The 16317-nt window shown below is 47.4% G+C and carries 10 protein-coding genes; 2 read left to right on the top strand and 8 right to left on the bottom strand.

Translation table 11 applies throughout. The features are described 5' to 3' along the window. Positions 1 to 12: 12 nt before the first annotated feature. The 3 genes from ACZM6M_RS03960 to ACZM6M_RS03950 all read right to left on the bottom strand — a co-directional run bounded on the left by ACZM6M_RS03960 (position 13) and on the right by ACZM6M_RS03950 (position 7426). Positions 13 to 2460, bottom strand: coding sequence for a glycogen/starch/alpha-glucan phosphorylase (locus ACZM6M_RS03960; protein WP_096807434.1), 2448 nt, complete (start codon positions 2458 to 2460; stop codon positions 13 to 15). A 90-nt stretch (positions 2461 to 2550) separates the two neighbouring features. Further along, entirely contained in the window at positions 2551 to 5685 is a 3135-nt protein-coding gene (gene ileS, locus ACZM6M_RS03955) for an isoleucine--tRNA ligase (protein WP_337933896.1), read from the bottom strand. A 397-nt stretch (positions 5686 to 6082) separates the two neighbouring features. Continuing rightward, positions 6083 to 7426: a putative ABC transporter permease gene (locus tag ACZM6M_RS03950; RefSeq protein WP_418494453.1), complete on the bottom strand. Its 1344-nt coding sequence runs from the start codon at positions 7424 to 7426 to the stop codon at positions 6083 to 6085. A 202-nt stretch (positions 7427 to 7628) separates the two neighbouring features. Between ACZM6M_RS03950 and ACZM6M_RS03945 the strand changes: the two genes are divergently transcribed. Continuing rightward, a complete protein-coding gene (locus ACZM6M_RS03945) occupies positions 7629 to 9086 on the top strand; it encodes a nicotinate phosphoribosyltransferase (protein ID WP_066549201.1) in 1458 nt (485 codons plus the stop codon). A gap of 82 nt (positions 9087 to 9168) precedes the next feature. Here the strand turns inward: ACZM6M_RS03945 and ACZM6M_RS03940 are convergent, their stop codons facing one another. Next, the gene (locus tag ACZM6M_RS03940; RefSeq protein ID WP_337933940.1) at positions 9169 to 10464 is read right to left on the bottom strand and encodes a galactokinase; all 1296 of its coding nucleotides are present in this window, start codon (positions 10462 to 10464) and stop codon (positions 9169 to 9171) included. 193 nt (positions 10465 to 10657) lie between these two features. On the opposite strand from ACZM6M_RS03940, the gene mnmL reads away from it, so the two are divergent. Beyond that, on the top strand, positions 10658 to 11725 hold the full coding sequence (gene mnmL / locus ACZM6M_RS03935; protein ID WP_418763462.1) for a tRNA modification radical SAM protein MnmL/YtqA: 1068 nt from the start codon (positions 10658 to 10660) through the stop codon (positions 11723 to 11725). Here the strand turns inward: mnmL and ACZM6M_RS03930 are convergent. The 4 genes from ACZM6M_RS03930 to ACZM6M_RS03915 form a co-directional block, all read right to left on the bottom strand. After that, complete coding sequence (locus tag ACZM6M_RS03930) at positions 11611 to 12837, bottom strand: CapA family protein (RefSeq protein WP_489489747.1); 1227 nt, start codon at positions 12835 to 12837, stop codon at positions 11611 to 11613. The genes mnmL and ACZM6M_RS03930 overlap by 115 nt on opposite strands. 14 nt (positions 12838 to 12851) lie before the next feature. Then, entirely contained in the window at positions 12852 to 13709 is an 858-nt protein-coding gene (locus ACZM6M_RS03925; RefSeq protein WP_489489745.1) for a DegV family protein, read from the bottom strand. Between the two features lie 209 nt (positions 13710 to 13918). After that, positions 13919 to 15310 carry a Sapep family Mn(2+)-dependent dipeptidase gene (locus tag ACZM6M_RS03920; RefSeq protein ID WP_418926865.1) on the bottom strand — a complete coding sequence of 464 codons (1392 nt, stop codon included), beginning with the start codon at positions 15308 to 15310 and terminating at the stop codon, positions 13919 to 13921. Next, positions 15307 to 16305, bottom strand: coding sequence for an ABC transporter ATP-binding protein (locus tag ACZM6M_RS03915; protein ID WP_489489742.1), 999 nt, complete (start codon positions 16303 to 16305; stop codon positions 15307 to 15309). The genes ACZM6M_RS03920 and ACZM6M_RS03915 overlap by 4 nt, the downstream gene beginning before the upstream one ends. Positions 16306 to 16317 lie beyond the last annotated feature (12 nt).

Below are 16317 nucleotides of genomic sequence, written 5' to 3'. Positions count from 1 at the left end.
AGACTGCAGTCATTATACTTCCACAGTAATCTTCTTTAAATGCCAGATATCTCTTACATATTCCTCGATGGTACGATCAGAGGTAAACTTTCCGCTGTGTCCTACATTTAAGATTGCTGCCTTTGCCCACCAGGAAGAATTTCTGTAGGCCTGATCGATCTTCTTATGTGCCTCTGCGTAGGAACGGAAATCCTTCAGGATGAAATATGTGTCTGCACGGTCGCTGCTCTTTGTATTTAATAGTGAATCATAAATATCTCTGAATAACTCCGGATTTTCCGGTGAATAAAAGCCGTTTACAAGCTGCATCAGTACCCGGCGGATCTCCGGATCGTTATTAAAGATATCCATTGGCTGATAATCGCGGTTCTTTTCATGGGCAATTACTTCGTCAGAAGACATACCGAAAATGAAGGCATTTTCATTTCCAACCTCTTCTACGATCTCCACGTTAGCGCCGTCCATTGTTCCCAGGGTCAGGGCGCCATTTAACATAAACTTCATGTTGCCCGTACCGGAAGCTTCCTTGCTGGCTGTGGAAATCTGCTCGCTCACATCAGCCGCGGCGAAAATGATCTCTGCATTGGATACACGGTAGTCCTCGATAAATACCACCTTGATCCTGCCCCCGATGGACTTATCGTTGTTCACCACATCCGCAACCGCGTTGATCAGCTTAATGGTCAGCTTGGCTCTCTTATAGCCTGCCGCTGCCTTTGCGCCGAAGATAAAGGTTCTGGGAACCATATCCATATCCGGATGATCCTTTAACTGATTATACAGATACATTACATGGAGAATATTCATCAACTGGCGCTTGTACTCATGGAGACGCTTTACCTGCACATCGAAGATCGATCTTGGATCTACGTCAATGCCGTTGTGCTCCTTGATGTACTTTGCAAGACGGACCTTATTCTCGTACTTGATCTGCATAAACTCCTTCTGGCATTCCTTGTCCTCTGCACAGGGAAGAAGCTCTGCAATATGGGGCAGATCTGTGATCCACTGGTCTCCGATCTTGGAGGTTACCCAGTCTGCCAGAAGCGGGTTGCCGTGAAGCAGGAAGCGCCTCTGAGTAATGCCGTTTGTCTTATTGTTGAACTTCTCCGGCATCATTTCATAGAAATCCTTTAATTCCTGATGCTTTAAGATCTCTGTATGAAGCCTTGCAACGCCGTTGACAGAAAAGCTTGCCACAATTGCCATATAGGCCATGCGCACCTGTCCGTCATAGACAACGGCCATCTGGCGGATCTTCTCCTGATCTCCCGGATAGCGGGCCTGGATCTCATTTACAAAGCGGCGGTTGATCTCCTCCACGATCTGATAGATACGGGGGAGCAGCCTGGAGAACAGGTCAATGGGCCACTTCTCCAGAGCCTCGGACATAATGGTATGATTGGTGTAGGCACAGGTCTTTGTGGTAATATCCCATGCTTCCTCCCAGGTCAGTCCCTCTTCATCCAAAAGGATACGCATCAGCTCAGGGATCGCAACCGTAGGATGGGTATCATTTAACTGGAATACCACCTTATCCTGGAATCCATGGATGGTGCCGTGAAGCTCCTTATACTTTAATACCGCTCTTTGAACGCTGGCAGAGATGAAGAAATACTGCTGCTTTAAGCGCAGTTCCTTGCCTGCATAGTGGTTGTCATTGGGATAAAGCACTTCAACAATGGTCTTTGCCAGATTTTCCTGCTCCACTGCCTTCTGGTAGTCGCCCCGGTCAAAGGAATCCAGATTAAAGGTATTGATAGGCTCTGCATCCCAGATCCGCAGTGTATTGACTACATTGTTACCGTAGCCGATCACAGGCAGGTCATAGGGAACGGCTCTTACGGACTGATAGCCGTCCTGTACAAAGTGGTTCATGCCGTCTCTGTTTTCAATCCGCACATAACCGCCGAATTTTACCTCTACCGCGTACTCCGGACGTCGGATCTCAAAGGGATTGCCGTTTTTCAGCCAGTTGTCCGGAACCTCTACCTGATAGCCGTTTTCAATCTTCTGCTTGAACATGCCGTATTTATAGCGGATGCCGCAGCCATAGGCCGGATATCCCAGGGTCGCCAGGGAATCGAGGAAGCAGGCTGCCAGACGGCCCAGACCGCCGTTTCCAAGAGCTGCATCCGGTTCCTGATCCTCAATCACATTTAAGTCAAAGCCCAGCTCCTCAAGAACCTCTGCGATCTCCTTACGGGCACAGATATTGATAATATTGTTTCCAAGCGCTCTTCCCATTAAAAACTCCATGGAAAGGTAATAAACGGTCTTTGCATCCTTTTTCTCGTATTCCTTATGCGTTGCGATCCATTCGTCAATGATTACATCCTTTACCGCAAAGGCAACCGCCTGAAACACCTGCTGGGGAGTGGCCTCGTCGATGGTGCGGCGGAACATGTTTTTCACATTGTACATAACGGATTTTTTAAAGGTGGCCTTGTCAAATTCCATAGGATTCATCGGATTCTCCTTCTTACTTTCCAGATCCGCCCGAAAACTCCCGTTTCAGGGCGGATCGGCCTTTTATACTCTTTTATCTCCCTACATCAGCTTTTCAACGCCAAGCATTACGCTCTCACCGTTGATGTTCCACTCTTTTACAAAGCCCTTCATCTGGCCTAAGTGGATATGGTCTGCCATAACCTCTGTTTTGATCTCATCTGCATTTGCCTTTACAAGCTCTGCGATGCGCTCATTTCCATCCTGGTATACAGCGATATGATCCATAACTTCAAAACCGGCTTCCTTACGCATGGTCTGGATCTTGCTGATCACCTCGCGGACAAAGCCCTCCTCAATCAGTTCAGGAGTCAGATTGGTATCCAGGACAACGGTCACATAATTGTCCTCTTCCGTTACATAGCCGTCCTTCTTTGCCACGTCGATCAGCAGGTCATCCTTTGTAAGAACAACCTCCTGGCCGTCAAAATCAAAGGTCAGTGCGCCGGATTCATTTAAGGTATCCATGGCAGCGCTGCCGTCCAGCTCTGTCAGAGCCTGTCGGATCCTTCCGAGAAGCTTTCCATACTTTGGCCCTACGGTCTTTAACTGAGGCTTAAAGGTATAGGAGGTAAATGCCCGTACATCCTCTGTAAAGGTTACCTTTTTAACATTTAACTCTTCCTCAATGATCTTTACATAGAACTCGGACAGCTCATGGTCTGCCTTTACGTACATCTGGGCGATAGGCTGACGGTTCTTGATATTGGCTGTATTTCTGGCGGCACGGCCCATAACAACCGTATCCAGCACCTCATCCATATCAGACTCTAAGGCCAGGTCGATCCACTCTTCCTTTACCTCAGGATAATCGCACAGATGGATGCTCTCAGGCGCATTCTTATCAATATTTCTTACAATATTCTGGTAGATCTGCTCTGTCATGAAGGGGATCATTGGGGCAGCCGCCTTTGCAACGGTTACAAGAGCGGTATAAAGTGTCATATAAGCATTGATCTTATCCTGCTCCATGCCCTTTGCCCAGAAACGCTCACGGCTTCTGCGCACATACCAGTTGCTCATATCGTCTACAAACTCCTGAAGGGCTCTTGCTGCCTCAGGGATCTGGTAATTCATCAGGCTGTTGTCAACGGTCTTTACCATAGAGTTCATCTTGGATAAGAGCCAGCGGTCCATAACGGGCAGCTTGTCATACTCCAGGCTGTATTTGGTTGCATCAAACTGGTCAATATTGGCATACAGTACCCAGAATGCGTAGGTGTTCCACAGCGTTCCCATGAACTTTCTCTGGCCCTCGGTTACAGCCTTATCCTGGTATCTCTTTGGAAGCCAGGGCGCGCTGCAGGTATAGAAGAACCAGTGGATTGCGTCTGCACCATGTGTTGCCAGAGCCTCAAAGGGATCAACGGCATTTCCCTTGGACTTGCTCATCTTCTGTCCGTTCTCGTCCAATACAAGACCCATAACAACTACATTTTCATAAGGCGCCTTGTTAAAGAGCAGGGTGGACTCTGCAAGAAGGGAGTAGAACCAGCCTCTAGTCTGATCCACAGCCTCGGAAATGAACTGAGCCGGGAACTGAGACTCAAAAAGCTCTTTATTCTCAAACGGATAATGATGCTGTGCAAAGGGCATGGCTCCTGAATCGAACCAGCAGTCAATTACCTCAGGCACTCTCTTCATCACGCCGCCGCAGTGAGGGCACTTGATGGTCACTGCGTCAATATAAGGACGGTGAAGCTCGATCTCATCGGGGCAGTTGTCAGAAAGGCTCTTTAACTCCTCGATGCTTCCTACGGAATGCTGATGGCCGCAGCCCTCGCACTCCCAGATATTAAGCGGCGTACCCCAGTATCTGTTTCTGGAAATGCCCCAGTCCTGGATATTCTCCAGCCAGTCGCCGAAGCGGCCCTTTCCGATGGACTCAGGCACCCAGTTTACAGTATTGTTATTGCGGATCAGATCATCCTTTACAGCGGTCATCTTGATGAACCATGACTCTCTTGCATAGTAGATCAGAGGTGTTCCGCAGCGCCAGCAGTGAGGATAGCTGTGCTCAAAGCTGGGAGCGGAGAATAACAGCCCTCTCTCCTCCAGATCCTTTAATACCAGAGGATCCGCATCCTTTACAAATCTGCCGCCGAACGGAGTGTCCTCTGTCATGTCGCCCTTTGCGTCCACCAGCTGTACGAAGGGCAGGTCATATTTACGGCCCACATTAGCGTCGTCCTCACCGAAAGCAGGAGCGATGTGTACGATTCCAGTACCGTCTGTCAGCGTTACATAGGTATCGCAGACAACGTAATGGCCCTTTTTGTGCTGCTTTTCGCAGTACGGCTTAGAGCAGTCGTAAAGAGGCTCGTACTCCTTAAATTCCAGCTCCTTGCCCTGATAGGTTTCAAGGACTTCCACATCCTCGCCCAGCACCTTCTCTACCAGTGCGTGAGCCATATAGTAGGTATAACCGTCTGCGGTCTTTACCTTTACATATTCCTCATTTGGGTTGACGCAGAGAGCCACATTGCTTGGAAGAGTCCAGGGAGTGGTGGTCCATGCCAGAATGTAAGCATCCTCATCCTTTACCTTAAACCGGGCAATGGCGGAGCGTTCCTTTACATCCTTATAGCCCTGAGCTACCTCATGGGAGGACAGAGGAGTTCCGCAGCGTGGACAGTAGGGTACTACCTTAAAGCCCTTATATAACAGGCCCTTGTCCCAAATCTGCTTTAAGGCCCACCACTCAGACTCGATAAAGTTATTGTCATAAGTAACGTATGGATGATCCATGTCGGCCCAGAAGCCTACGGTGCTGGAGAAATCCTCCCACATTCCCTTGTACTTCCAGACACTTTCCTTACACTCCTTGATAAAAGGCTCCAGACCGTACTTCTCGATCTGATCCTTTCCGTCCAGGCCCAGCTTCTTTTCCACTTCCAGCTCGACCGGAAGTCCGTGGGTATCCCAGCCGGCCTTTCTTGGAACCATATATCCCTTCATGGTTCTGTATCTGGGGATCATATCCTTAAATACACGGGTCTCAACATGGCCGATATGAGGTTTTCCGTTGGCAGTTGGCGGTCCGTCATAAAACACATAAGGCTTGCATCCTTCACGCATCTTGATGCTCTTTTCAAAAATGTGTTCATCTGCCCAGAACTTTTCTACTTCTTTTTCCCGTTCTACAAACTTTAAGTCAGTAGGGACTTTGTTGTACATCTTTTTCTACCTCCATTTGAATTTGTTCGATGCCTCACAGGAAAGAATATTTCATAGGGATCCCTTTCCTATGAAATAAAAAAAGACTCCCGCCCTGTAAAAGGACGAAAGTCTTGGATTCGTTTAACCACCTGTTACTGCATACTGTCATATGAGTTCCTCTAACGCAGGAAAAACGGCCGTGCCTACTAAAAACGTTCAGCCGGCGGCTCCGGAGTGATCTTCACAAACATCCCTTTTGACACCGGATTTCCACCGCCACCGGCTCTCTTTGGTCTCTGGGGAAAGCTACTGTCTCCTTCACAGCCTTTACCTTATAACGTCTTTATTATAATGACTGGGCTTTAAAATGTCAACGGCAGATTAAAAAAGTCCTCAAAAAAGCGAATACAGAATACTAATCTACAAATTTGGCATTCGGATAGATACGTTTCATACGTTCATCCGGAAAATGGCGGTCCAGCCAGCCATTCAGCCCGCCTTCTTCCCCGGAAACCGTCTGGCTTACGGCTGTCTTTTCATCCTGTCTTGCAGAATACCGCCCCAGAGCAAGGCCGGAGAGAGCCATATCAAAGACCATAAAAAGGATCAGACTATTGCTGAGAAGCTTTCCCCATTTGACCGGAAGCTTCTCAATCCATCCCGACAGTATCGGATAGAGCATCTTTAGCCAGACCACCGCCACGATCCCCCAGAAAAAACAATACAGCAGATTGATACGGCCTCCCAGATTAAAGGGAATGGCGCTGTAATCCCAGAATACCGTACCGAACACAAGCTCTGAAAATACACTGCATATGTATTCGTAAGCTCCTCCAAGGATCGTTCCCGCAAGAAAGATATAACGGTCATTTTTCTCTCTGTAGGGATAAAGAAACGCAGTGAGGAGCACACAGCCCAGACCCCATACAATACTGAAAGGGCCGTATACCACGCTGCTGCGGCTCATGATGATCCCGGTTCTGGTATAGCAGAAAATCGTTTCTGTAATATCCCCCAGAAAAGCACCGATAAAAAACAGCATTGCCAGCTTGTAAAAACAGCAGCCTCTGGCAAAAACGGCTGTTTTTTCATCTATGCCCCCATTCTCCGCCCTCTTCCTTTCTTTCAGGCTGGGATACGCTTTTACCATCCTGCGTCTGATCCGCTCTGTGAGGGCATTTTCAAGAAAGGATGACAGCCCATAAAGCCGTCCGCTGACCTCAAAGGCTGCCCGTCCCAGAAAATAGTGCATCTGCAGGACAGCTGCCGAAGAACCCAGGCCATCTAAAAATGCTGCAATCAATACAGCTGTCAGAATAAGCATTCCGGCCCTTTGGGGAAGCATATAAATAAGCTTTACCAGAAGCGGGTCAAACAGCCGGATGCAAAGCACGGCACAGATTCCCCAGAAAAGAGAGGCCGGCAGACAGATATACCCTCTTGCAGAAAACCTGTGTCCGGAATAATCCCACCATTTCTGGCCGGAAATCCGCTCCAGCAGAAAACCGCAGATGTATTCTGCAAAAGCTGCTATGATCATGCCACCCAGAAAAAGGAAAATCAAATGCTCCTTAAGTTCCGGCAGAACAACCCCAAAGGCCGCAGACGTCAATCCGTAGACCGGACAGAAGGGTCCGTTTAAATAGCCTCTGTTGACAAATTTTTTCTGCTTGGCCGCAGCCGCGCACACCTCCAGGCACCAGCCCGCGACCGAGTAGACCGCAAACATCCATAACAGCTCATATCCGGAATACCTCATAGGCCGCCTCCTTTTTACAGTTCTTTTCATTCTCTTATGAATTGTACCACAGAATATGCCATTTCACCATACGGACAGAATCGTTATATTTTTAACATTTCGTTTTCCTTTTGTAAAATTTATGCTATACTACTGTCAATTAACTTACAGCCTTCCGCCGGCCCTTAAGGGAAGACGGGGACATACCAGGGAGGAAAACCTTATGGATCACAGAAATCTTACACTGCTGACAGACCTGTATGAACTTACCATGATGCAGGGATATTTTAAAGAAAAAGACGCCAATGAAACCGTCATTTTCGATATGTTTTACCGGAACAATCCGCACGGAAACGGGTTTGCCGTCTGCGCCGGACTGGATCAGGTGATTGAATATATCAGGGATCTTCATTTCGATAAAAGCGATATCGCATATCTCAGAAGCGTAGGAATCTTTGAAGAAGACTTTCTGGAATATCTCCGGGACTTCCGTTTTACGGGTGATATCTATGCCATTCCTGAAGGTACGGTTGTTTTCCCCAGAGAACCTCTTGTAAAGGTGACCGCCCCGATCATGCAGGCACAGCTGGTAGAAACAGCCCTTCTTAATATCATCAATCACCAGAGCCTGATCGCCACTAAAACAGAGCGCATCGTCTATGCCGCCAAGGGCGACGGCGTGATGGAATTTGGACTGCGCCGTGCCCAGGGGCCGGACGCCGGCACCTATGGGGCAAGAGCCGCCATGATCGCAGGCTGCATCGGCACCTCCAATGTGCTCTGCGGAAAAATGTTTGACGTACCTGTAAAGGGCACCCATGCTCACAGCTGGATCATGAGCTTCCCGGATGAACTTACCGCCTTCCGTACCTATGCAAAGCTCTATCCGTCTGCCTGCATCCTTCTGGTAGACACCTACGATACCTTAAATTCCGGTATTCCAAACGCCATCCGGGTATTTAAAGAAATGCGGGAAGAAGGAATCCCCCTTACCTTTTACGGCATCCGCTTAGACAGCGGCGATCTGGCCTATCTTTCCAAAAAAGCGAAAAAAATGCTGGATGAAGCCGGCTTTCCGGATGCGGTTATCTCTGCTTCCAATGACCTTGACGAATATCTCATTGACAGCCTAAAGATGCAGGGAGCTGCCATCAATTCCTGGGGAGTGGGAACCAACCTGATCACCGCAAAGGACTGCCCTTCCTTCGGAGGCGTTTATAAGCTGGCTGCGGTAAAGGACAAAACCACCGGCGAATTTATTCCCAAGATCAAGCTCTCTGAGAATGCGGAAAAAATTACCAACCCCGGCAACAAGACGATCCAGCGGATTTACGAAAAAGAAACCGGAAAGATTATCGCTGATCTCATCTGCCTGGTGGATGAGAAATTCGACACTAACAATTCGCTCCTTCTCTTTGATCCCATTGAGACATGGAAAAAAACACTCCTCGCTCCCAGAACCTATACCATGCGTGAGCTCCTTGTCCCTGTTTTCCTAAACGGAACCTGCGTATACGAAACTCCAAAGGTAATGGACATCCAGGCTTACTGCAAAAAGGAACTGGATACCCTGTGGGACGAGTCCAAGCGTCTTGTAAATCCCCACAAGGTTCATGTGGATCTGTCCAATGAACTGTGGCATATGAAAAATCAGCTTCTTGATACTTATCACAGAAAATGATGAAATACGAATAAAAACCGGCTTTCCCCCATATCAGTCTGTACCGCCTGATATGGGGCAGAAAGCCGGTTTTTATATTATCTTATTTCAGCAGTTCATTAATGCAGACTGCTCCGTATGGACGGATACTCATTCTGTAAGCGCAGCCCTCCCCCAGACAGCCCTCGATATAGCGGATATACTCATCTGTCAGGTCATTTGGCAGCATAGCCATAATGACGCCGGCAAAACCGCCTCCATGAACTCTGCAGGCGCCCCTCTGCTTTTCTGCGATAAAAAGCTCTGTAAGAGCCAGCGCAATGGTAATTCCCTGCTCCTGAACAGCACTGTTTGTAAAGCAGTTCTGAAGCCATTTCCAGGAAGAATTACCGGAAGCGGTGATATTTTTAAGGAACTTCTCAAAGTTTCCTTCCTTTAAGGCCTTTACTTCCTCTTCCACTCTCTTGTTTTCTTCAAAGAAATGGAGAGCGCGGAGCACAGAACGGTCACCTGCAAAGCTTCTTACCTCGCTCAGCTTTTCAATCACCTGTTCCTCCGTCACCTGGGAAAGTACCTCTTTCCCGAAGAACTGAGCCACCTTTTTCATCTCGTTGGGAACCGAAGAATAATCTGCGCTTAAATCTGCATGGCCCTTTCCAGTCTGCACAATGATCAGGCTGTGATCCTGAGATTCAAAGTCAAAGTTGATCTTTTCTACCTCAGGAACCGCAGGTTCTGTAAAGTCAATGGTGATCAGACCGCCCACGGCGCAGGCCATCTGATCTAAAAGTCCGGATGCCTTATCCCAGTAAATATTCTCAGAATATTTTCCGATATGGGCATAAGCTACGCTGTCCATACGGCCCTCGTTGAAAAATGTATTCAGCATGGAACATAAAAGCATCTCAAAGGAAGCGGATGAACTCACGCCTGCAGCGCTGATCACATTGCTGGTCACATAGGCGTCAAAACCGCCGATACTGTAGCCTGCTTCCTTAAACCCTTTTAACAGACCCTTGATCAGATCATTAGTTCCTGCTTTTTTTGCGCTTGGCTCCAACTGGTTTAAATCAATGGTGATATCCTGATCATAGGTTTCGCTGATGATATGGACCAGATTAGAATAATTAACAGCAGCCGCACCTACGCAGTCCAGGTTAATGCTGCCTGCAAGTACCTTTCCATGGTTATGGTCTGTATGGTTTCCGCTGATTTCCGTACGGCCCGGTGATGAGAACAGAAGAATATTTTCCCTGTCGCCAAATGTCTGTTCAAAGCCTGTAAGAACCTTTTCATAGCGGGTCTCATTCTCAGCCGCTCCTTCTCTTCCATAAAGCTCTGCCATGAGTGCTGAGGCTTTTTCACTCTTTAAAAGCCTGATGGTATCTTTTACATTCATCCCTGCTTTACCTCTCCTTCTTTCATTCAAATACATATCTCCTGAGGGCTCCGAACCCTATGAAAACAGTGTATCACAAAAAAGCATCTTCCTTCAATACAATATTTTCCTGTATTTATACAATTTTCTGGACACACTCCGTATTTCTGATATAATACCATGATACAAACTTTTACAGAAAGGATGTACTCCCATGATAATACCCGACTGGAATGGAAAGCCATACCACTCTCTGGATTATGAATTAAAACATACCTTTGGGCGCAAACTTTACAAGCTCTCCTTAGACGGCGGCATGACCTGCCCCAACCGGGACGGCACCTGCGGCAGCCGGGGCTGCATTTTCTGCAGCGAGGGTGGATCCGGAGACTTTGCCGCGCCTTTAGGAGGCGATGTATGGAGACAGATTGAAGCTGCAAAGGAACGGATCCGCAGGAAAATGCCTCCAGCAGACGGCAGCGCCGATTACATTGCCTATTTTCAGTCCTTTACCAACACCTATGCCTCCACTGATTATCTGTCCCAGCTGTTTTCCAGAGCCATTTCCCATCCGGAAATTGCGGCCCTATCCATCGCCACCCGGCCCGACTGCCTGCCGGATGAAACCATCGCTCTTTTATCCAGTTTAAACCGCATAAAGCCTGTCTGGGTAGAACTGGGGCTGCAGACCATCCACGAAGATACCGCCCGGCTGATCCGCCGAGGATATGCGCTTTCTGTGTTTGAAGAAGCTTTAAAAAAACTGAAAGCCGCAGGACTTACGGTGATCGTCCATGTAATTTTAGGACTTCCCGGAGAATCCAGGGAACGTATGACCGAAACCATCGCCTGGCTGGCAGACCGCCCCATTGACGGGATCAAGCTCCAGCTCCTGCATGTATTAAAAGGAACCGATCTGGCAGCTATGTACCAGTCTGATCCTTTTCCGGTCTTCTCCATGGAAGAATATATTGATTTTGTAATCGATTGTGTGGAGCTGCTTCCGCCGGAACTTACCATCCACCGACTCACCGGAGACGGCCCCAAAAGCCTGTTAATCGCACCCTTATGGAGCGCGGACAAAAAGCGTGTGTTAAACACCCTTTCCCGCCGTTTTAAGGAGCGGGGAACCTGGCAGGGACGGCGCAAATGCAGCCTGTCCCCATGTTACGGTTCGTCCGGCTGCAGTGACGGATCCTGCTGCAATGGCTCCTCCGGACGTATTTCGCTTACCCGTCCGTTTTCATCCACCGCCGCGCCAAAGGACAGCCCTGTCATGTAGTCATAAAATTCGGCTTTCCCTTTTTCATCTGTAAGCATCCTGGTATAGCCTGCCGAGGAAGTTCCGGGAATCAGGGAAAGCCGGGTGGTTTCCCCGTCCCACTCTGCTGCAAGCAGGGCTGTTTTTGGAATACTGCTTCCGAAGATGAAATTTCCCAGACTATATACAATGGGCTTTCCCTTATAGTATTCGATTCCCTGAAGCACATGGGGATGGCTTCCGATGACCAGGTCCGCCCCGGCGTCAATATACTGCTTTCCCAGAGAGCGCTGGTACTCCTCCGGCCGGTCCTTTTTCTCAATCCCCCAGTGCACATAGACAACCACATAATCGCAGGTTTCCTTTAAATGATCAATCTGCTCCAAAAGAAGGGACGGATCATAGGTAGTAAGCATCCCCGGCTTAGAAGCAGAGGCATTCCAGGAGCCCACCGGGATTACACGGGAAGCGCCTAAAAAGCCTATACTTTCCCCTTTTTCTGTAATAATTACCGGTTCGCAGGCCTCTTCCAGATTCCTTCCGGCTCCCACATGGTAAATCCCGGCCTGATCCAGGGTATCGCAGGTATCCAGAAGGGCGTCCATACCAAAATCAAGCGCATGGTTATTTGCCAGGGTCACAAGGTCAAGCCCCAGTTCCCGGAAAATCCTCACCCTCTCAGGCGGAAGCCGGAAGGTAAACTGCTTATCCTCTGCCGCTGTCCCCCGATTGCTGAAAGGAAACTCCTGATTTGCCATAAAAATATCACTTTCATGGATCACAGACTGGAAACCGGGATCCAGCACTCCAGACAGACTGCCTGATTTTTCATAGGCATTTAATACATGGTCAGAAAGAAGGATATCTCCTGCAAATACCATCCGTACTGGTTCATCTCCGGAAGCGGAGTCTTCCTCAGAAGCCTCCGTTTCCTTCATCCCCGGCTCCGGCTCTTCTGCCAGAGGATCATGTTCAATATAAATCTCCGGTTTTGCCGCTGTTTCTGCCTGCCTTATCTCCGTCTCTCTCTCATCATCTGCCCGATCCGTAAAGCCTAAAATAAATACTCCAAGGGCTGCCAACAGCAGTCCAAAGAATACCGCAGCAGCCCCAATCCATCTTTTTTTATTCATCCATATATCCTGTTCTACATCGCTAAGATAATACCGCCGTCATTTGCATAAACGGTGGCCACTCCCGCAGCCTCAGTAATCACGATTTCCTTAAAGGAAGCCCGTTTTTCCAGCTCTGCCTTTACATACAGGGCGCGTTCCTGATGGTTTACATGGCAGATCACAACCCGTTTTCCAGATGTATCCCCCGTCTCCTTGACTGCAATATCGCACATACGCTGCAGCGCCTTATTGATTCCTCTTGCCTGATCCAGCTTGATAATCACGCCTTCTTTTGCTCCCATCACAGGCTTAATATTAAGAGCCGTAGCAAAAAAGGCCTGAAGCCCGGACAGACGGCCGTTCTTACGCAACGTATCCAGAGTCTCCAGTACGAAGTAGGTCTTCATCCTGTGGCTGTAAGCCTCTGCCATTTCTGCAACTGTCTCAAAATCCAGCCCCTGTTCACACAGATCCCGGATATAAAGCGCCTGATCCAGTTCTCCTGAGGAGGCAGAAAGGGAATCGATCACAGCAATCTTCTTTGTCACCGGCTCACCGGCTTCCTTCTTTTCCTCCTCATACAGCTCCTTTGCCAGCACGGCAGAATTATAGCTGCCGCTCAGATGGTTGGAAAGGGTGATCACAAATACTGCGTCCGCATCTGCCTCCTCATATGCCTTTTTAAAGCTCTCCGGCGAAGGGCAGGCCGTCTTGGGACACTCCGGGCAGGCCTTTACCATCTCTATGAATGCGCTCTGATCAAAGGTTTCGTCATCTATCACCTGAACATTCCCCACCTGAAGGGTCAGGGGAATCATCTGAAATCCCGGATCCTTTTTTAATTCCTCTGTCAGATCCAGACAGCTGTCTCCAATGATCTTATACGTCATAATCCTATCCTCCAAACATACTATGTCATTTCCTCAACACATAGTTTTGATTACTACTTATTATAACAGCATACTCTGCAAAATGCAATACCCACTCCAAAACACTGATAATCCCATAATAACCGCCATATAATATAAGAGCCGAAATCATAACAATTTCGACTCCTATATTTATAGATATGATATAACTCTTTTTATATACAGTTCTTTTAAAAATCCAGCTGATCAATTTTCTGAAGTGCATCTGCGTATATGAGGAATGCCTGTTTTAAATGAGCAATTTCCACATATTCATCCGGCTGATGTGCACCGCCGCGCTCATCTCCAAAACGTTTTTCTTTATTCGGTATACCGGGGCCAAATCCCACAGCATGCTTCAACTTTCTGGCATATGTACCTCCTCCCATTACAAATGGGGCTAACTGCATCTTAAGATGGCTGTTGCAGCTATTCAGCAATGCTTTTATAACCGGAGACTCAGGATCTGTAAAACAGGGCTTACTGTCGCGAATCTGATCCAGAACGAAACCAAACTGTGCCGCCCTTGCGCGAATTGCTTCAATCATGATATCGTACTCTGCTGTCACATTGTATCGAATGTTAATATTCTGTCTGAACACAGTACCATCATATCTGGCAATCCCTCCGACATGTGTCAGTTTTCCGGAAAGAGCATCTTCATATGGAACACCAAGACCGGCACCATAATAATCAGAAAAACATTTCGTAATCATTTCCATCAGAGCACAGCCTTCCGGATCAAGAACTTCGCAGTCAAGCAGCAGTTTTGCAAGTTTTACCTCTGCACTTTCTGAATTTTCCGGAAAAGCAGCATGAGCGGCAATCCCCTTGACAGAAACCTTATACATTCCTGATTCCATCCGTTCAACCACAGCACCATTCTGTGATAATTTTTCTGCCTCATCTTCTGAAGTTTTCAGTTCAGCACTGGCATCTGCTGGAACTGCATTTGACATAATTCCTGACTCAAATCCCTTTAAAACCCTACTGATCAGTATTCTGCTCATATCCAGCTCCAGCACACCTTTTTCACCATTGCAGACAGGGAAATTTACATCCGGAACCAGAGAAAAGACTGGCTCTTTATAATGAGCTGCATAGTATTCAATATCTTCCATACCAGCCTCCTCGTTGCAGCCAAACCAAAAACGTATGCTGTGTTTTGGCTTCCAACCGGCTTCTTTCAAGTACCAGACCGCATACAATGCGGCTAAAAAAGAACCTTTGTTATCTGAAGTACCACGTCCGATAATAATGCCATCCTTTACAACCGGACAAAAAGGATCCCCGCTCCATCCAGTGCCGGCTGGAACTACATCCGCATGTCCAAATATGCCAATTTCCGCTTTCCGCTCACCTTTCCACAGCATACTTGCACAATAATTTTCATGGTTATAACTTTGAAAACCCATACGTTCGCTAATTTCACATGCCTTCTTTATTGCTTCCAAACAGTTTTTTCCAAACGGCATTTCCACGTTTTCCGTTTTTTCACTCACACTTGGAATACGCACAAGAGTGCAGATATCCTCTATCAGCAGATTCTCCTGCATATCAATCCATTTCTCTGCTGTTATCATACTTTCCCTCCACCATTTTCTGCAAACAAATGACATGCTACCTGATGCCCAGGACATACCTCCATCATCTGAGGAACTTCCGTTTTACAGCGCTCCGTAGCATAACGGCAGCGTGTATGAAACAGACAACCGCTTGGCGGATTATAAGGACTAGGTATATCTCCCTCCAGAAGAACCGGTATACGCTTTACATCCACATCTGGAACTGGTATTGCCGACATAAGAGCCTCTGTATAGGGATGTTTTGCATTGTTATACAATTCTTCCTTATCTGCCAGCTCTACAATACGGCCTAAATACATAACAGCAATTCTATCGCACAGAAAACGGACTACACTCAGATCATGTGAAATGAACATATAAGTCAAATTAAATTCCTTCTGCAGATCTTTCATTAAATTCAAGACCTGTGCACGAACAGAAACGTCTAAGGCTGATACAGGTTCATCACAGAAAATAAATTGGGGATCCAGAATCAGCGCCCTTGCAATCACGATACGCTGTCTCTGTCCTCCAGAAAATTCATGGGGATATTTTCCAAGATATTCCTCTCTCAGGCCAACCTTTGCCATAATTTCTTTTACCTTTGAAAGTTTCTCTTCTGCACTGGCATTTGAAAAGACATCCAGCGGTGCCTGAATCAACTCCCGTACCGTCATCCTTGGATTTAAGGAAGCATACGGATCCTGAAAAATGATCTGGATTTCCATACGCAATTTACGCATTTCTTCTGCAGGCAAGGCAGCAAGATCCATACCCTTGTATATTACCTTGCCTTCGGTTGGTTTTAAAAGCTGTATAACCGTTCTTCCCAATGTGGATTTTCCACAGCCAGATTCACCTACTATTCCAAATGTTTCTCCTTCTTTTATATCAAAGCTAACATCGTTTACTGCTTTTACTACCGAACGCTCCTTTTGAAAAAGCTTTTTATTTCCATAAAAATACTTTTTTACATGTTCCACTCTCAGAATTTCATTTGCATCATTTTTCATGCTTCTTACCGC

The sequence above is a fragment of the Enterocloster sp. genome (assembly GCF_057861365.1).
The sequence above is the reverse complement of the archived record's forward strand: the minus strand, read 5'-3'. Positions and strand labels throughout refer to the sequence as shown.